The organism is Stenotrophomonas sp. YJH_SMC_25, assembly GCF_059369595.1.
Window position 1 is genome coordinate 106002 of sequence record NZ_JCAFSV010000007.1, and the last position, 14272, is coordinate 120273.

At 65.9% G+C, this 14272-nt stretch carries 11 protein-coding genes and 1 riboswitch; of the genes, 2 read left to right on the top strand and 9 right to left on the bottom strand.

Annotation, left to right across the window (positions count from 1 at the left end; translation table 11 throughout):
• Positions 1–189: 189 nt before the first annotated feature.
• The 3 genes from AC5P7E_RS11300 to AC5P7E_RS11310 form a co-directional block, all read right to left on the bottom strand.
• Positions 190–1125 (bottom strand): FecR family protein, encoded by a 936-nt coding sequence (locus AC5P7E_RS11300; RefSeq protein ID WP_111174470.1) that lies wholly within the window; start codon positions 1123–1125, stop codon positions 190–192.
• 104 nt (positions 1126–1229) lie between these two features.
• Positions 1230–1730 (bottom strand): RNA polymerase sigma factor, encoded by a 501-nt coding sequence (locus AC5P7E_RS11305; RefSeq protein ID WP_005410933.1) that lies wholly within the window; start codon positions 1728–1730, stop codon positions 1230–1232.
• A 72-nt stretch (positions 1731–1802) separates the two neighbouring features.
• Positions 1803–2276, bottom strand: coding sequence for a hypothetical protein (locus tag AC5P7E_RS11310; protein WP_044570834.1), 474 nt, complete (start codon positions 2274–2276; stop codon positions 1803–1805).
• 168 nt (positions 2277–2444) lie between these two features.
• On the opposite strand from AC5P7E_RS11310, the gene ppa reads away from it, so the two are divergent.
• Both ppa and AC5P7E_RS11320 read left to right on the top strand, forming a co-directional pair.
• Positions 2445–2981 carry an inorganic diphosphatase gene (gene ppa, locus AC5P7E_RS11315; RefSeq protein ID WP_005410935.1) on the top strand — a complete coding sequence of 179 codons (537 nt, stop codon included), beginning with the start codon at positions 2445–2447 and terminating at the stop codon, positions 2979–2981.
• A 152-nt stretch (positions 2982–3133) separates the two neighbouring features.
• The gene (locus tag AC5P7E_RS11320; protein WP_005410936.1) at positions 3134–4255 is read left to right on the top strand and encodes an HDOD domain-containing protein; all 1122 of its coding nucleotides are present in this window, start codon (positions 3134–3136) and stop codon (positions 4253–4255) included.
• Between the two features lie 57 nt (positions 4256–4312).
• Here AC5P7E_RS11320 and AC5P7E_RS11325 read toward each other — a convergent pair whose 3' ends face one another.
• The 6 genes from AC5P7E_RS11325 to thiC form a co-directional block, all read right to left on the bottom strand.
• Positions 4313–4507: a hypothetical protein gene (locus AC5P7E_RS11325; RefSeq protein WP_223846439.1), complete on the bottom strand. Its 195-nt coding sequence runs from the start codon at positions 4505–4507 to the stop codon at positions 4313–4315.
• 191 nt (positions 4508–4698) lie between these two features.
• A complete protein-coding gene (locus AC5P7E_RS11330) occupies positions 4699–7662 on the bottom strand; it encodes a TonB-dependent receptor plug domain-containing protein (protein ID WP_005410938.1) in 2964 nt (987 codons plus the stop codon).
• Positions 7663–7711: 49 nt separating this feature from the next.
• The gene (locus tag AC5P7E_RS11335) at positions 7712–8611 is read right to left on the bottom strand and encodes a helix-turn-helix transcriptional regulator (protein WP_062605686.1); all 900 of its coding nucleotides are present in this window, start codon (positions 8609–8611) and stop codon (positions 7712–7714) included.
• Positions 8612–8725: 114 nt separating this feature from the next.
• Positions 8726–11056 carry a winged helix-turn-helix domain-containing protein gene (locus tag AC5P7E_RS11340; protein ID WP_114618197.1) on the bottom strand — a complete coding sequence of 777 codons (2331 nt, stop codon included), beginning with the start codon at positions 11054–11056 and terminating at the stop codon, positions 8726–8728.
• A gap of 269 nt (positions 11057–11325) precedes the next feature.
• Positions 11326–11997 (bottom strand): ion channel, encoded by a 672-nt coding sequence (locus AC5P7E_RS11345; RefSeq protein WP_005410941.1) that lies wholly within the window; start codon positions 11995–11997, stop codon positions 11326–11328.
• A 139-nt stretch (positions 11998–12136) separates the two neighbouring features.
• Positions 12137–13981 (bottom strand): phosphomethylpyrimidine synthase ThiC, encoded by a 1845-nt coding sequence (gene thiC, locus AC5P7E_RS11350; protein ID WP_043034059.1) that lies wholly within the window; start codon positions 13979–13981, stop codon positions 12137–12139.
• Between the two features lie 82 nt (positions 13982–14063).
• Positions 14064–14164: riboswitch (TPP riboswitch) on the bottom strand.
• Positions 14165–14272: the final 108 nt, after the last annotated feature.

Here is a 14272-nt window from a genome sequence, read left to right on the forward strand (position 1 = left end):
AGGTAATCGGTGCCGCAGGCGCGGCGTCATCCGCAACACAGGCGGACACGGCGACGTACGTGGCGGCGGCGGGTACGTTCGCGGGGTAAGACGGTTGGGCGCGCGGCAACCCCAAGGGCGATTTGCGGCCGCAGAGGGTGCCGACCGTTTGCCGGCACATCGGAAACATCATCCACGCATGGCGTGGATCTACTGATGGATGATGGCGACGCCGAGCGGCAGGCGGGTGACCTGCAGACCTGCCGTCGCCGCCAACGCGTCCAGCGCCTGTTCCGGGCGATCGATGCGTAGCGCCGCACTGATCGCCGGCAGTCGCGACAGATCACCGCGCACGAACGTCGGGCCGGCACGATAGCACCCCACCCATTGCACGGCGTCGGCGACGCTGGCCTGCTCCAGCAGCAGCTCGCCCTGGCGCCACGCGCCCACGCTGTCGGCCGCCACATCCTGCAGGCGCGTCACGCCGTTGCGCTCGCCATAGACGGCACGCTGGCCCGCCTGCAGGTAGGTCCAGCCACCGTCGGCCGGGCTGGCCACACGCACCCTGCCTTGCCCGACCTGGGTTTCCACCCGGTCATCGCCACGCGCGACGGTGAACGCGGTCGAGATGTCCTCAACCACGCCATTGCCGGCACGCACGCTGAAACGCCGCTGCGCATCCGGGCTGACCTCGAACCAGACGCGCCCGCGCAGCAGCTCGACCTCGCGTGCGTGCGCATCGAAGCGCACGGTGATCGCGCTGTCCGCATCCAGCACTGCGCGGCTGCCATCGGGCAGCGTTACGTTCTGCACGACGTGCGAGCTGCGATGGTCGGCCTGCAGCCGCAACCAGGCCTCCGGCCATGCCACCAGCATCGCCAGCACAGCTGCAGCGGCCATCGCCCAGCGCATTCGATGCGGGCGGCGGCGTTCGGCACACCGGGCCAGCGGGCGTGGCCCGACACTGCGCCACAGCGTGCGCTCGTGCTCGAAGGCCCGGCGGTGCCCCGGCTCTGCCAGCCAGCGCTCGAACTCGTGCATGCGTCCCTCGCCGATGTCACCCGAGGCCAGCCACGCAATCCAGCCCCGGGCCTGTTCGGCCAGGGCATCGTCATTGGCGGCGGGCAGCGTGTTCGGCGGGCTCATCGGCTGGCGGACAGGCGCATTCAAGCGCGGGCGGGGGAACTAGACCGCATCTGCGGTCCAGTGATCAAGACGTTTCAGCGAGGGCCAGCCCCAAGCCGGGGCGATCATCGGCCGCTGCGCGCCCAGGCCAGGCGTTGCAACGCGGTGCGCACATGGTTCTCGACGGTGGTCACCGACACCCCGAGGCGGCGGGCAATCTCGGCCTGGGTCAGGCCCTGCAGGCGGTTGAGCCGGAAGATGGTGCGGGTCGGCTCCGGCAGGTGTCCGGCCGCATCCAGCACACGCTGCAGCTCGTCCTGGGCCATGGCCTGTTCCTCGGTCGAGATGACCTCGTCCGCTCCCCACAGGTAGTGGTCGGCCAGCAGGCGGTTGCGCCGGGTCGATTCGCGGCCATGGTCGGTGGCCAGGTTGGCGGCCAGCCGGTACAGGTAGGCACGCGGATTGTCGATGGCCTGGCTGTCATCGACACCACGCGCCTTGAACCACACCGCCTGGATCACGTCCTCGGCGCCGTTGTCGCCCCCCAGGATGCGTTGCACCCGGCGCAGCAGCGCAGGCCGCTCGCGGATCAGCAGTTCGGTGAGGGAGGCGGCATTGGAGGACATGCGCGGAACCGGGACGACAGACGGAAGGCGCCGCGCATGCTACTCCGTTAATGAGAATCAGTCACGTTCGCATCAATGGATGCACCCGGTCAGCCCGTCATAGACGCTCTGCGAGGTCCCCGGCAACGGGTCATGCAGTGGATTGCGGGCGGCGAGCGCGGCATGGAAGGCCTCCACCGGTGTGCCAGGCTCCAGCGGCAGGCGGCACAGCCAGGTCGGTTGCCGGGCGACGATCGCACCGTCATGCCGCGACACAGCCAGGTCACTGGCGGCAAATGCCCACAGGCACTCATGCACCGTGCCGCGCATCGCGTCCACCGAGCAGCGCAGGCGCAGGGCGCGGATATCGCTGTACTCGCCTTCGCAGAAGGTATCGCCGCAGATCGCGTCGAACCCGTACTGCAGACGTCCCTCCAGGGCAAAGAAGCGGTCCCAGTTGGCTTCCTGCCGCGGGTAGTCGATCAGGTCGACGTAAGGAGAGGCCTGGGCCAACGGCGCAACCAGCAGCATGCAGAACAGGGCGAACGGCAGGGCAGACACTTTCATCGGCGGACTCCTTGGCAAGGTCGATCCAGCCTGCGCCCCCGCACCGGCCGGCCCTATCAGCCAACCCCGGCCTGCCGCGTGGGCGGTCAGCCCCTCCCTCTGCACAGCGCCCGGCAAAGGCATAAAATGGGGGGCTATCCGTCTATATCCCCCACCTGGAGCACGACCATGGGTCTGGAACTCGTCTCGCCCGGCAAGAACCCGCCGGAAGAAATCAACGTCATCATCGAGATCCCGAAGGACTCGGAGCCGGTGAAGTACGAAGTGGACAAGGAAACCGGCGCGATCTTCGTCGACCGCATCCTGTCCACCCCGATGCGTTACCCCTGCAACTACGGCTACGTGCCGAGCACCCTGTGCGGCGACGGCGATCCGGCCGACGTGCTGGTGGTGCTGCCGCTGCCGCTGGTGCCGGGCTCGGTCGTGCGCTGCCGTCCGGTCGGCGTGCTGAAGATGAGCGATGAGGCGGGCAGCGACGAGAAGATCCTGGCCGTGCCGGTCTCGAAGATCTTCAGTGGCTACGCCCACGTTGAAGACATCGCCCAGGTTTCGAGCCACTGGCTGGAGCGCATCGGCCACTTCTTCGAGCACTACAAGGACCTCGAGAAGGGTAAGTGGGTCAAGCTGGACGGTTGGGGCGGCGCCGCTGAGGCCAAGCAGATCCTGATCGAGGCGCACCAGCGCCACCTCGACAGCAAGGCCTGAGCCTGAACCGGATCGCTCCGGCGGTACCCTGCCGGAGCGATGCGGGTCACGTTTCATGATGACGGCACATCACTCTTGCTGCCGTATTAGGTAAATTGCGTCACTTCACACGTCATCGACATCCATCGTCGAGACAGCCAGGGGAATGTGTCGTGCGTATTCTGCTTGTTGGGGATGCAGCCAGCCTGCCGGCTGAGCTGACCGAATTCATTGCCGATCTTGGGGAAGACTGGCAGCCGCTGACCGCCACCGATGGCCAGACCGCGATGACCGCGGTTGCCACCCAGGGCGTGGACGCGGTGATTGTCTGCCCGCAGCTGCCGGACCTCAATGCCACCACGCTGCTCGGCCAGATCAGGACCCTGCGTCCGGAAACCATCCGCATCGCGCTGGTGGACGCACAGCATGGCAACCGGCCGCCGCCGGCACGCCTGATCGGTGTCGCTCACCGTTTCCTGCCGTTGCCACTGGCACCGGAAGTACTGCTGGAAGCGCTGACCAGCCTGGAAGAGCTGCGCGAAGTGCTGGACAGCCCGCGCCTGCGCGATGCCATCGGCCGCATCGAGAAACTGCCGTCGCCGCCGCACCTGTACTTGAGCCTGACCCAGGCGCTGGAGCATGACGACGACGCCGACAGCGCCGACGTGGCCAAGCTGGTGGCCGCCGATCCGGCCATCGCCGCCAAGGTGCTGCAGTTGTCGAACTCGGCGTTCTTCAGCCAGGGCCGCACCATTGCCGACCTGCGTACTGCAGTCACCCGGCTGGGCCTGGCCACGCTGCGTGACCTGGTGCTGGCCAGTGAAGTGTTCTCGGCGCCGACGCTGTCGACTGCCGAACGCAACTCGCTGCAGCAGCGCGCCCTGCTCGCCTCGCGCCTGGCCGCACGCCTGCTGCCCGAATCCAGTGCCGAACTGGGCGCAACCGCGGCACTGCTGGCCGACATCGGCCTGCTGCTGCCCGGCGTACGCAACGAGCGCACCGAGCCGTCGCTGGCCGGTGATACCCGCCCGGGCCATGCCGAAGCCGGTGCCTATCTGCTGGGGCTGTGGGGCCTGCCGATGCCGATCATCGAAGCGGTGGCATTCCACCTGCAGCCGCAGCGCGCCAACACCCGCAGCTTCTGGGTGACCGGTGCGGTGCACGTGGCCCTGGCGCTGGTCAACGGCGACCCGGTGGATGAGGACTATCTGCAGCGCGCGGGCGTGCTCAACAAACTGCCGCAGTGGCGTGAACATGCCAACAGCCTGATGGGGCTTACGCCGAGCGAAGCCTGAGTTCCACCGGCAATCCACACGATGAAGGCGCGTCCGCAGGGACGCGCCTTCGTTGCGTCAGGGCTGCGCGCAGTGGTCGTACACGCAGCGCTCGAACAGGAACTGGCAGTACGCCGCATCCTCACCGGCCTTGATGCAGTTGCTGCGCACCTCCGCGCAATAACGGCCATTGGCACACACCAGCGGACCGGCCGACACACTGCCGGCCAGGCTCAGGACGGCGAGAACTGCAGCAGCAAACATACGTGGCATCGCGTTGTTCATTTCGCGCTCTCCCTGGTCCGGAATGGACCTCTGCGAACCTACCAGCGGTCCAGTTGCGACAAGCGTGACCTTTGTCGCTGAACTGCCCGATTCAGAATTTCCCGACCCGGCTCTGCCAAACGCAAAGAGGGCGGGCCTTGCGGCCCGCCCTCCTCGTCTTGCCTTCAGGCTTCGATGGATCAGAAGCGCTGGTTGTACTGGATGAACAGGAAGCGGTCGTAATCCAGCATCGGGTCCAGCTGCACGGCACTGGCGTTGGTCACCGCGTAGGTGATCGGCGGGGTCTTGCCGAACACGTTGCGGGCACCGACGGTCACGCTGCCGTTCCACGGGGCCTGCCAGGTGGCCGAGATGTCGTGATAGACGATCGCGCCCTTCTTGTTGGCACCCAGGCCACCGCTCCAGCCACCGTTCTCGGTGTAGTAATCCGGCTGGTTGCACTCCAGGCCATTTTCCTGGTCGTAGCAGAAGTCGCGGAAGCCGCCGTAGTAACGCATGGTCCAGGTGGCCGACAGGTCGCCCTTGGTCCAGGTGCTGGCCAGGGTGCCGCGGACACGCGGGTAGTTCCAGTAGCCTGCGTAGTCATCCCATGCAGCACCCTTGGTGGCCTGCTGACGGAAGCTGGTCAGGTAGTTGGTGTCCAGGTTGAACGACAGGGTACCGAAGCTGTATTCCGGCATGCGGTAGCGGACGCCGAAGTTGTAGCCTTCGGTTTCCAGCGACCCCAGGTTCGCGTTGCCGCGGCTCAGGCCGGTGACCTGCTGGCCGTTGGCGACGTCGCCACGGCTGTACTGGTCACAGAAGGCCTGCACACCGTTCTGGTAGCACTGGTTCAGCACGTAGTTCGCCGACAGCGCGGTGATCACGTTGTCGACAGTGATCTTGTACCAGTCCAGCGAGACGTTCAGGCCGCTGACGAAGCTCGGGCTCCAGACCAGGCCCGCGGTGCGGGTCTTGCTGGTTTCCGGCTGCAGCTTGTCGTTGCCCACACCCGAGTTGAACGGGTTGTTACCCTGGGTGTCACGGGCACTGATCGGACGACCGGCAGCGTCGGTCTGACGGAAGTCGGACGCCAGGCCTTCAGCACCGCAACGGGCTGCAACGGCCGGGTTGCTGCGCTGGCCGAACACGGCATCACACGGATCGGTGAACTTGTCGAAGGTCTGCGAACCACCACCGAACGTGTCGTCCAGGGTCGGGGCACGGAAGCCCTCGCCGTAGGTCGCACGCACCAGCAGGTCGTCGATCGGCTTCCAGGTCACGCTGAACTTGCTGTTGACCGTGTTGCCGAACTTGTCGTAGTCCGAGTAGCGGCTGGCGATATCCAGCGACAGCTCCTTGGCACCCGGCAGGTCACGCAGCAGCGGCACCATCAGTTCCAGGTAGAACTCGTTGGTCTTGTACTTGCCTTCGGTCGGCTGCGCGGCCAGCTCGGTGGTGTAACCCGAGGAGGACAGTGCGTCCGGGTGATCGTAGCCCGACACTTCGCGATGCTCGTAACCGGCAGCGAAGGCGAACTCGCCCGCATCGCCCGGCATGTCGAACAGCGAACCGGTGATGTTGGCGAAGTACTGCTTGCTCTTGCTCTGGCCGGTCGAGTTCAGCAGGGTGTTGATGTACTTCAGCGCATCCGGGGTCGCGGCGCTGGCGCCACCCAGCAGGTCGAACGGAACGCAGCTGCCCGGGCTGGTGCCCAGCGCGATCGGGTTGGCAGCGGTGCCGCACTGGGCGACGCCGTTGGCGTTGATGAACGACGGGCCGAGGGCGTTCTTCAGGGCCAGCAGGTTGATGTTGCCCGAGCTGGTCTGGGTCACGTCGAACTGGTTGTAGTTGATGCCCACATCCCAGTCGAACGGACGGTTGTTGAAGTCGAAGTTGCCTTCCAGGGCCGCGTCGAAGTGCAGCGACTTGACGTTGTTCTGGGTGATGCGCGGCAGTTCGAAGATACGACGGCCCCAGCCACCGATGTCAACGCCGGCGCCCGGGTTGGCCCAGTTGCCCAGCGGGTTGTAGATGCTGTCCTTGCTGATCGCCACCGGGAACTGCGGCTGCGAGGTGCCGGTCAGCGGGTAGCCGGCGATCTGGCGCTTGGAATCGCGCTCGGAGTACATCGCCGTCGACTTCAGACGCAGGTTGTCGTTGATGTCGTAGCTGGCCGAGGTGAACATGGTCTTCGACTCAGCGCCCTGGTTCAGCATCATCTGCTGCGAGGCGTTGTAGTAGTCGTCCAGACCAATCAGGTGGTAGTTGTTGAAGTTGTTCGACGGCTGGCCAACGCCGACCGGGGTGTCCCAGGAACCGGTGTGGTTGACCACCCAGGTGTTCGGGACCCACTTGCCAGCCTTGTTGTATTCGCCAGCACCGGCGGTGCCTTCGGCACGCGGATCGGTGAAACGACCCCACGGGCCAGCCGGGCTCAGACCGTCTTCCTTGTGGCCCTGGCCATAGGAGTACTTGGTCAGGCCACGATCCTTGGCCCACACCGGATCTTCCTTGATGTAGTTCGCGCCGAACACGATCGAGGAGCGCTCGCCGCTGGCACCCAGGGTCAGGCTGTACTGGGTCTTGGAACCGTCGCCGTGGCTGTTCTGGCCATAGTAGGCACTGGCCTCGGCGCCATCGAAGTTCTTGCGCAGGATGATGTTGACCACGCCGGAGATGGCGTCGGAACCGTAGATCGCCGAGGCGCCGTCCTTCAGGACTTCAATGCGCTCGATCAGCGAGGTCGGGATGGTCGACATGTCGGTGAAGCCGGCCAGGCTGGTGCTCCAGCGCTTGCCGTTGACCAGCACCAGCGTGCGCTGCTCACCCAGGTTGTACAGGCTGACGTACTGGCCGCCCTGTTCCGGGTTGGACGCCAGCACGGCCGCCTTGCTGAAGGTCTGGGTGCCTGCCACGGACAGGTTCTGCAGCAGGTCGCCGACGCTGACCAGGCCCGAACGCTGGATGTCCTCATGGCTTACGGTGAGGACCGGCTGGGAGGTTTCCACATCCACCGAGCGGATGCGGGAGCCGGTGACTTCCAGGCGATCAAGGGTGGTCGGGGCACTGGCTTCCTGTGCGGAAGCAAATGCCGGTGCCAGCGCCAGCGCGATGCCGGCGGGCAGCAGGCCCAGCCGCACGGCAGGGGTGCGAACGTTCATCAATCTCTCCAAGGTACGTGTTAGTAGCGTGTTAAAACGCTCCAGCACGTTACGATTGCGTTGCGATGCTGTATTTGCGCGACCCAACCGTAGACTTTGCAGAGTGTGGCGGGAGCAAGCCGCCGTTTTCCCTGAACCGGGAAGCAGACTGCCCGTAACGGGCGCGGAAGGCCCGCGCGAAGCTGCAGCAGTTGTCGAATCCGCTGGCCGCGGCGACCTCGCCCACCATCATGTCGGTGTCGCGCAGCAGATCGGCGGCCCGCTCCAGGCGCAACCGTGCCGAAAGCGACTGGGGGCTCTCTTCATACAGGCTCTGGAAGGTCTTGGAGAGGTACCAGCTGGAGAAGTTGGTCAGCTCGGCCAGCTCGCCGATCCGCACCACGCGGTGGCTGTTGCCCTCCAGATAGAGACGGGCGCGCTGCATGCGGCCGAACACCTGGCGCTTGCGGCTGCGTGAGCGACCGGGGCAGCGCTGTACGTTGTTGGCCAGGTCACGCTGCAGGCCGGCCAGATGCAACAACAGCGGGCGCAGCGCCTGCGCTGGCAGGCCGCTGTCGAGCGCATCGCGCCACAGGCGCAGGGCAACGCGGGCGTCGCCGCGGCTCATGCGACCACGACCGGCATACAGGCCGCAGTCGGCCATCTCGGACAGCACCCGCATCGCCTCCGCAGTCAGGCTGAGGCCCACGCACAGTCCGTTACGGCCGGCCTGCACCAACGGGCGCGACTCCTTCTCGAAGGCAATCCACTCGCCATGGCGCAGGCGGAAACGCCCTTCCTTGGCTTCCACCCAGGAACTGCCCCGCACCTGCAGCCAGACAGTGAAGCTTGACCCTGCCGTTTGCAGGCTGCCGAGCCGGGCCACGCCCATGCAGGTCGGCGCGAGATCGTCGAGCGCCTTGTCGAGGGAGACGGTTTGGCCACGATCGGCCAGCGAGAGTTGACGCATGGGGCACCACGGGTTTGCCTGATACAGGCTTCCGTTTTGCCTAATCAGGCGTCAGCCCGTCAGGAAAATCCGCCGAGATCGCCACGAATTCGCGGCGAGAACTCCACGAAAAAATCACGAAGAGATATTTTTCTTCAGGATCAATGACTTGAGAAAGGCCGGGAACAGTGCTGGCGTCGACTGGGGCAGCTGCATGACGCCGATGTCGGCACCATCGCTGACCGCCAGGGCGACGTACAGGTCCCGGCCATCGGCGCTGGCACTGATGCCGTTGCCCGCGCTGAGCCGCTGCCGGTCCAGGCAGCGCTCGGGGGCTTCGGTGCCGGCCTGGATATGGATCAAGGTCGTACCGCATTCGGTCGAGTTGCCGAGATAGCCGATGCCACCGGTGCCCGCCACCGTCCAGGTGCGATAGCGCCATCGGCTGGGCCGGTCTTCACTGACCTGCTGCACGCTGGCCGGGGACAGTGCCGCATCCACCGACCACAAGCCGCCGGACGCCAGGCGTGTGAACAGCACGCGGCCATCGCCGCGATCGAAACGCGCCTGGGAGACGCCGTCGATACTGGCCAGGCGGCGCCAGGGGGTCACGCTGCGATCGAACAGGCTCAACCGGGTGCGTTGCTCTGCATCGCGCTCGACTACCAGCAGCTGCTCCGGGGTTGCCCCGTACAGGGCCTGCAGCGGCTGATCCACCGGAACCGGCAGCGGTTGCAGGTGCTCGTCGCGCGGGGCGATCTCGTAGACAACGGTACGCCCATGCTCGTCACGCCCGACCACCAGCAGCTGGCGGCTGTCGGCCGACCAGTCCGGCGCCTGCCGCCCCTCCGGACGCAGGCCCTCGATCGGCCGCAGTGAGTCGGGCCGCTGCATGTCCGCCCACCACAGCGCGAAACTGCCGGAACGATCGGAGGTGAAGACCAGCTGGCGACCGTCGGGCGCCGCCATCGGCTGCCCGTCGCGCCCGCTGGACGCGAACAGCCGCTCGGCGCTGCCGCCGGCCATCGGCACCTTGAACACGCCGAACTGGGCACGGCGGTGAACGAAGGCCAGCACGTCGCCGTGGCGCGACACCGCAGGCCACTGTGCGTCGTCGAGGCCGGCATCACGCAAGGTGCGGCGCTCCACGTCCAGGTAGTACAACCGCACCTCGCTGTCCACGCGCCGGCCGAACACGATGCTGCGCCCATCGCCCAGCCAGGCCCAGCCACGCTGTTCGGCGGATTCGTTGGTCAACTGCTCCAGCTCACCGCCTCCGGCCGGCATCCGCCACAGGTCGCCCATCTGTGGATTGCGCACGAACACCAGCCACTTGCCGTCGGGCGAGTAGCGTGGCGCGTAGTCAAAATCATCCTGATCGACCGCGTAGTCCAACGCCCGCCACTGGCCGCTGGCCAGGTCGAGCACACGGATACCGCGATGGGCATAGCGGCCCACCATGCTGCCAAAGACCAGGCCGCGGCCATCCGGTGTCCAGTCGAAGCTGAGCAGCTCGGTTCCATCGCAACGGGTCGCCTGGCGCACGCCGCCGCCAGTGGCACTGGCGATCAGCACCTGGCAACCGCCGTCGGCTCCAAAGCGGGCAAAAGCGATCTCGCGCCCGTCCGGTGACCAGCTCGGGAAACGGTCACTGGCCCCCTTTGGCGGTAGTGCCAGCTGCCGGGCCGGCGCATTGCCCGAGGTCTGCACCTTGATCACACCACCTCCGGCGCCATCCTCGTTGGCGCCTTCGTAGGCAACCTGGGAGCCGTCCGGCGAAAGTGTGGGATAGGTTTCAAAACCACTGGTAGCGGTGATCAGGCGATAGGGACGCTGCGGGCTGCCGATCACCCGCACGCCGTTCTCGACCGCTGCATCCACCGGTGAACTCGGCTCCGGCCCGCGCCGCAGCAACAATGTGGCCATGACCAGCAGCGCGGCCAGCATCATCACGCCCAGCACCCACAACAGCTGGCGGCGCAGCTGGCGCCAGCCACGCCGGCGTGAAGGCGCTGCCGGCACGGCCAGCGCCGGAATCGTGCCGGCACCGTCCGGCGACGGCATCACATCCGCAACGGCCAGCGCGTCCACTTCCGCCACCGGCTCGAAGTCGTCCAGCGCCTGCACCGGTACCAGCAGCCGATAGCCGCTCTTGGCGATGGTCTCGATGTAGGCCTGGCCATTGTCATCGTCGTTGGCGAACGCCTTGCGCAGCTGGGTGACGGCCTGGGTCAGCACGTCATTGGTCGGCAACGTATCGGGCCAGACCTCGGCAAACAGCTCTTCACGGGTGACCACGCGCCCAGGCTGCCGCATCAACACGCGAAGTACGCCCAGCGCTTTCGGCGTCAGCCGCCGCGGACGGCGCGCGCCTTCAACCTCGACCTCACGCGAGGACAAGGTGATGACACAGTCGCCGACCTGCACGCGGTCGGCGTCAATGGGCGTGAGTTCGCTGCTGTTCATTTTCCGCTATACAGTAGGGACGGGACCTGGGCAGGGCTCACCAGCAATACCGTCCCCACCGTCCCTGGACAGGGCCATCGAAAAGCCAGATTCCGCACAAAGCATCGGCGCATACCGCAAAAACAATAACGCCCCCGGATATTAGCCTAAGCCGGTTACCCCGCCTATGACGGGGTCGACACTCAGGCTCTCTCTCGCCGACGCATTCACATAATCTGCATCACCATTCGCGCCCTTATGGGCGCGAAATTTTTATCTGGCGTTCATTTTCACATGCGCCGAAGCATGGTCAATCCGACCAGACGCGACACCACAAGGCCGATATACATGACGCCTGCGAACTGTTCGAGCATCACCAAGGCCCGTGCCTGCGGGTGCAACGGCACGACGTCACTCAATCCAACTCCGGACAACAAGCTGAAGCTCAGATAAAGCAGCTCCATCCAGCTGCGTTCGGGGCCAGCCGTCGCGCCCTGGAAACTGCCTGGATACCACTGTTGGCACACCGCGAATGCAAAGGCGAACCCCCAGGCCAGCAGGGTGAAGGTTGCCCCGGCCGCGAACAGTTCGTCGCGTGTTACTCGATGGTCCTGCAGCATGTAGGCGATCAATGCCCCGGCCGTATAGAAGTACAGCAGGCTTTCCAGCAGCTGCGCGGTGGTCAGCAGCGCGCTGCGGTCAAGCAGGGCGCCAGCCAGCGAGAACACCACCGATGGAATGGCCAGCAGCAATGCCAGCCAGGTTCCCAGCGGACTGCGCTGGACCACCCACAGCGCCAGGCCGAGTACCGCCATGCCGAACATGCCCAGCGCCGCCCGGCCAGCGGCGGTGTCATCGAGGGCGGGATACAGCAGCACCGCGATCAACTGGGCGGCCAGGAGCCAGGCCGAAGGATGGCGGCGGGCGATGGCCAGCCAGCGGGTGGTCGTGGCAACGGGCATGGCGTCCTTTCCCCTGGGCGATGCGCGGAGGATAGCCGGGCGCGGCGTGATGAACGGTAGTGCCGGCCATTGGCCAGCACTCTCCCCGGTCCCGTGCACGACGGAATGCCGGCCGGCGGCCGGCACTACCCGTTACCCGTCACCCCTGGCGGTAGACCTCGGCCCCGCCAGCACGGAACTCCTGCGACTTCTCCTTCATGCCGGCCTCGGCGTAGTCGCGCACGTCCTGGGTGATCTTCATCGAACAGAAGTGCGGTCCGCACATCGAGCAGAAGTGGGCCAGCTTGTGCGCGTCCTTCGGCAGCGTCTCGTCGTGGAATTCCTTGGCCTTTTCCGGATCCAGGCCCAGGTGGAACTGGTCCTCCCAGCGGAACTCGAAGCGCGCCTTGCTCAGCGCGTTGTCGCGTACCTGTGCGCCCGGATGCCCCTTGGCCAGGTCGGCCGCGTGCGCGGCAATGCGGTAAGCCATGATGCCGTCGCGCACGTCCTGGCGGTTGGGCAGGCCCAGGTGTTCCTTCGGCGTCACGTAGCAGAGCATGGCCGTGCCAAACCAGCCGATCATCGCCGCGCCGATCGCACTGGTGATGTGGTCGTAGCCCGGCGCGATGTCGGTCGTCAGCGGGCCCAGCGTGTAGAACGGCGCTTCGCCGCATTCGCGCAGCTGCTTGTCCATGTTTTCCTTGATCAGCTGCATCGGCACGTGGCCGGGGCCTTCGATCATGGTCTGCACATCGTGTTTCCAGGCGATCTTCGTCAGTTCACCCAGCGTTTCTAGTTCGCCGAACTGCGCCGCGTCGTTGGCATCGGCGATGCAACCCGGGCGCAGGCCATCGCCCAGCGAGAAGGTCACGTCGTAGGCCTTCATGATTTCGCAGATCTCTTCGAAATGCGTGTAGAGGAAATTCTCCTTGTGGTGCGCCAGGCACCACTTGGCCATGATCGAGCCGCCGCGGCTGACGATGCCGGTCACCCGCTTGGCGGTGAGCGGCACGTAGCGCAGCAGTACGCCGGCGTGGATGGTGAAGTAGTCCACGCCCTGCTCGGCCTGCTCGATCAGGGTGTCGCGGAAGATTTCCCAGGTAAGCGCCTCGGCACGACCATCAACCTTTTCCAGCGCCTGGTAGATCGGCACGGTACCAATGGCCACCGGCGAGTTGCGGATGATCCATTCACGGGTCTCATGGATGTGCTTGCCGGTGGACAGATCCATCACCGTGTCGCCGCCCCAGCGGATCGCCCACACCAGCTTTTCCACTTCCTCGGCGATGCCGGAAGATACGGCGCTGTTGCCGATGTTGGCGTTGATCTTGGTGAGGAAGTTGCGCCCGATGATCATCGGCTCGCTTTCCGGATGGTTGATGTTGTTGGGCAGCACCGCGCGGCCACGTGCAATCTCGTCGCGCACGAACTCAGGGGTGATGACCTTCTGGATCGACGCGCCGAAGGCCTCGCCCGGGTGCTGCTGCAGCAGGCCGGCATCCCGGATCGCGTCCAGGCGCTGGTTCTCGCGGATGGCGACGAATTCCATTTCCGGCGTGATGATGCCGCGGCGCGCGTAATGCATCTGGGTGACGTTGGCACCGGCACGTGCGCGGCGTGGCAGGCTGCGCGCGGGGAAACGCACCGCGTCAAGCTTCGGGTCATGCTCGCGATCGCGACCGAACGAAGAACTCAGTCCTTCAAGCTGCTCGGTATCACCGCGCTCTTCCACCCAGCCGCGACGCAGTGCCGGCAAACCGGCGGACAGATCGATGCGCACCTCCGGGTCGGTGTACGGGCCCGACGTATCGTAAACGGTCACCGGCGCATTCTCTTCGCCGCCGAACAGCGTCGGCGTACGGGTCAGCGCGATCTCGCGCATCGGCACCTGCAGATCCGGGCGTGAACCGGGCACGTGGATCTTGCGCGAGCCGGGAATGGGCCGGGTCACGGATGCGGAGAGTTGCTGGGCCTGTTGCTGCAGGGCGGAGAGCTGTGCGTTCATCGGGCATCGTCCAGGAAGGTCAGGGACGAAGCGGCGGCGCACGGCACCCGCGCACGGACGGTCCTTGGGCGGAGTCCGGGCACAGCTGCATTGCAAAGCTTCCCTACGCCGGTATGAGCCGGATCAGGTTCCAAGGGACTGTCTCAACCGTGGCCACATGGCCCGGTACCCCCGCTTCTTGGTGCGCATTAGAGCATAGACCGCCCGCCTCCGGGATCAGATCGCCATTCGTTAACGGAACCATGACGTCGCGTTCAGTAACGTGCACGCCATCGCGTTGCTGAGATCGAT

Bases quoted from the DNA above. Each gene is read 5' to 3' on its own strand.
- AC5P7E_RS11300 (WP_111174470.1), bottom strand. From the start codon at position 1,125: ATGAGCCCGCCGAACACGCTGCCCGCCGCCAATGACGATGCCCTGGCC.
- AC5P7E_RS11305 (WP_005410933.1), bottom strand. From the start codon at position 1,730: ATGTCCTCCAATGCCGCCTCCCTCACCGAACTGCTGATCCGCGAGCGG.
- AC5P7E_RS11310 (WP_044570834.1), bottom strand. From the start codon at position 2,276: ATGAAAGTGTCTGCCCTGCCGTTCGCCCTGTTCTGCATGCTGCTGGTT.
- ppa (WP_005410935.1), top strand. From the start codon at position 2,445: ATGGGTCTGGAACTCGTCTCGCCCGGCAAGAACCCGCCGGAAGAAATC.
- AC5P7E_RS11325 (WP_223846439.1), bottom strand. From the start codon at position 4,507: ATGCCACGTATGTTTGCTGCTGCAGTTCTCGCCGTCCTGAGCCTGGCC.
- AC5P7E_RS11330 (WP_005410938.1), bottom strand. From the start codon at position 7,662: ATGAACGTTCGCACCCCTGCCGTGCGGCTGGGCCTGCTGCCCGCCGGC.
- AC5P7E_RS11335 (WP_062605686.1), bottom strand. From the start codon at position 8,611: ATGCGTCAACTCTCGCTGGCCGATCGTGGCCAAACCGTCTCCCTCGAC.
- AC5P7E_RS11340 (WP_114618197.1), bottom strand. From the start codon at position 11,056: ATGAACAGCAGCGAACTCACGCCCATTGACGCCGACCGCGTGCAGGTC.
- AC5P7E_RS11345 (WP_005410941.1), bottom strand. From the start codon at position 11,997: ATGCCCGTTGCCACGACCACCCGCTGGCTGGCCATCGCCCGCCGCCAT.
- thiC (WP_043034059.1), bottom strand. From the start codon at position 13,981: ATGAACGCACAGCTCTCCGCCCTGCAGCAACAGGCCCAGCAACTCTCC.